The organism is Bacillota bacterium, assembly GCA_024655925.1.
GTDB lineage: Bacteria > Bacillota > DTU025 > DTU025 > JANLFS01 > JANLFS01.
Window position 1 is genome coordinate 1 of the sequence record JANLFS010000174.1, and the last position, 3,297, is coordinate 3,297.

A 3,297-nucleotide genomic window follows, 5' to 3' on the forward strand; every position below is an offset into this window, starting at 1 on the left:
ACTTCATAGCCTCAGGACAGGAGATTCTCGTCAAGAGTCTGGTCGGGGAAGAGAAGAGGCTGACGAGGCTAGCGTATGCCGTCCCGGTAGGGAAACGAGCCGTGTCGGTCCAGGTGGACGATGTGAGCGGTGTGTCAGGCATGCTAAGACCCGGGGATCGTGTTGATGTACTGGGGACATTTGATGTTCCTGGGGGAGCTGGGCAGCCTTTTAGCGGGACTACAATCTTTCTCCAGAACATCGAGGTTCTTGCCGTGGGCCAGTCCCTGAGCGATGCTGCTCCAGCCGAAGGTGGGGGTGCCGGAGGAAAATACGGAACCGTGACGCTGGCAGTGACTCCGGCAGATGCCCGTCCACTGACGTTGGTTTCGGAAAGGGCAAGGATTCGGTTAGCATTGAGATCACCCGTGGATGAAGGACGTGCAGTGGTTTCACCGTTCGAGATGCGGATGTTGATAGGTCGGTAGATCTGGCGGGAGAAGCACGCTGGGTTCTGCAACCTTGGGTGAGAAGGAGGTGCGCCTGTGAGAGAAATCACTGTCCTAGTAGTAGATGACGTAGAGCAGACCCGCGAAAACATCAGGATGCTGCTGGAGCTCGACAAGAGCATTACAGTTATCGGAGAAGCCGCTAACGGGCGTGAAGCAGTCGAGCAAGCCAGGGAACTGAATCCAGATGTGGTTCTGATGGACATCAACATGCCGGAGATGGACGGCATCCAGGCCACAGAGCTTATCGGGGTGTCGAATCCGCGCACAGCAGTCATCATAGTGTCCGTCCAAGGCGAGCAGGAGTACCTGAAGCGCGCCATGCTGGCCGGTGCCAAGGAGTTTCTCATCAAGCCCTTCAGCCCGGACGAACTGGCGTCCACAGTGAAGCGTGTGGTAGAACTGAACAGGAAGCGCTGGGAGTCCCTCGGGGACATTGGGAGCGAGGGGGCAGAAGAAGTACGCGCCCATCAACCCCACATTGTGACGGTATTCAGCACAAAAGGGGGCGTCGGCAAGACCTGCATCTGCGCCAACCTGGCGGTGGCTCTGGCGGAGAGGACGGGGGAAAAGGTGGGGCTGGTCGATCTCGATTTGCAATTCGGCGACATTGCGGTGATGCTCAACATTTTTCCTAAGCGTACCATTGCCGAACTGATGCAGGAGCAGGGGGATCTTGACACTGAGCTGCTGCAGAGCTACCTGTACGAGCGCAACGGGGTCGATGTGCTCGCCTCGCCCAACAAGCCCGAGCTGGCAGAACTCATTGAAGCCGACGATGTGGCCCGCGTGCTCAAGGCATTCTCCAAAAGCCACGACTACGTGATTGTTGATACTCCCCCGGTATTCAATGACACTACGCTGGTGGCCCTCGACGTGGCGGACATCATCCTGTTGGTGGCCTCACTGGATCTCCCAACGGTAAAGAACATTAAGCGCAGCCTGGACATCCTCACCACGCTTGGCCTTCTACATAAGGTCAAGCTGGTGCTCAACCGGGCGTCCCACTACCACGGAATCGATCCCAATGATGTGGAGAAGGTGTTGGAAATGAAAATCGACGCGCGCTTGCCCAACGACGGCAAGCTGGTGGTGCAGTCGGTGAACCGAGGTCAGCCCTTCATTCTGGTGGATCCCAACGCCCCGGTGACCAAAGCACTGTACTCGCTGGTTTCCGTGGTCGACCCCGGCATCGACACGCGCGCCCACAAGCCCGATGCAGGCTTTAAGGAGAAGCCGGGATTGAAGGAAGACAGAAAGCGCAGATTCTGGGGAAAAAAGGCGGCGACGGCTCGGTAATGAGCAGCTAGGGAATACACCCACTGCTCCCTCGCGCAAGATAGGGAGATGATGCACTTTGTCACTGCTGAAGCGCCTGGAAACACAAATAGGCGACCTTCGTGCCTTGGAAATCGGGAAGGGAACCAAGAACCGGCAGCTTCTCGAACTGGTGCACGATATCCACCGTGAAGTCGTCAAGGAAATTGACAATGAGATACTGACTGCATACCGACAGGGCAGCGAAATGCTGGAACCGCGCCTGCGGCAGGAAGTCAGGAAAATATCCGACGACATCCTGGACCGGCAGGGAGAAGTCATGCTGCGGGCGGAACGGGACCGCATCATCGCTATGGTCATGGACGAAGTTGTGGGGTATGGACCCATCACCCCATTGCTGCTTGACGAGGAGATATCTGAGATCATGGTTAACGGGCCGCAACAGGTCTATGTCGAGCGGCAAGGGAAAATCTATCCGGCAGACATACTGTTTCGTGACGACGAGCACGTGTTGCATGTTATCGAGAAGATCATTGCACCGTTAGGGAGAAGAATCGACGAGAGCAGCCCGATGGTTGATGCCCGGCTGCCCGACGGCTCACGCGTCAATGCGATTATTCCCCCCCTGGCTCTGAATGGCCCCACTCTGACCATCCGCAAGTTCCCAACCGAGCGTCTGGGGATGGATGACCTTATTCGTCTTGGCACGCTGACCCCGGCCATCGCCCGCTTCCTGGATGCCTGCGTGCGGGGCCGCCTCAATATCGTGGTGTCAGGGGGTACCGGGGCGGGCAAGACTACACTACTCAACGTCCTTTCGTCCTTTATCCCTAATGATGAACGCATCATTACGGTGGAGGACGCGGCGGAACTGAAACTCAATCAGGAGCACGTGGTATCGCTGGAGACCCGCCCGCCCAACATTGAAGGAAAAGGGGCCATCGTCATTCGCGATCTGGTGCGCAACTGCCTGCGGATGAGGCCTGACCGCATTGTCGTCGGCGAAGTCCGCGGCGGCGAGGCGCTGGACATGCTGCAGGCGATGAATACCGGGCACGATGGGTCGATCACTACTGCGCACGCGAACTCCCCCCGGGACGTCTTGGCACGCACCGAGACCATGGTGATGATGGCGGGCATGGAGTTGCCCCTGCGGGCCATCCGCGAACAGATATCCTCCGCCCTGAATCTCATCGTTCACATCAGCCGCCTCAAGGATGGGACGCGCAAGGTGACGCACGTGACCGAGGTGCTAGGCATGGAAGGCGACGTCATCGTGCTGCAGGACCTCTTCGTGTTTGAACAGACAGGGATTGACGCCCGTGGCCGCGTAGTGGGGCGGCACCGGGCCACAGGTATTCGGCCCAAATTCCTCGAATCATTGGCAGCCAGCGGGATCGTCGTGCCTACCGACATATTCGAGGCTTAGGAGGACAGGCGATGCAGTACGCGGTAGCAGGTCTGGTATTCCTGGCCCTGATGTCGGCCATCGCAGGGCTCAAGATGTCCTCTGGCAAGAAGGGTGACATCC

At 58.1% G+C, this 3,297-nt stretch carries 3 protein-coding genes; all 3 read left to right on the forward strand.

The genetic code is table 11. The annotated features are described in order from the left end of the window. The coding region (cpaB, locus tag NUW23_15610; protein ID MCR4427582.1) for a Flp pilus assembly protein CpaB at positions 1-467 on the forward strand (467 nt) is incomplete at its 5' end. 57 nt (positions 468-524) lie between these two features. Next, positions 525-1,787, forward strand: coding sequence for a response regulator (locus NUW23_15615; GenBank protein MCR4427583.1), 1,263 nt, complete (start codon positions 525-527; stop codon positions 1,785-1,787). A gap of 58 nt (positions 1,788-1,845) precedes the next feature. After that, positions 1,846-3,195, forward strand: a complete 1,350-nt coding sequence (locus NUW23_15620; GenBank protein ID MCR4427584.1) for a CpaF family protein — start codon at positions 1,846-1,848, stop codon at positions 3,193-3,195. The last annotated feature ends 102 nt before the right edge of the window (positions 3,196-3,297 follow it).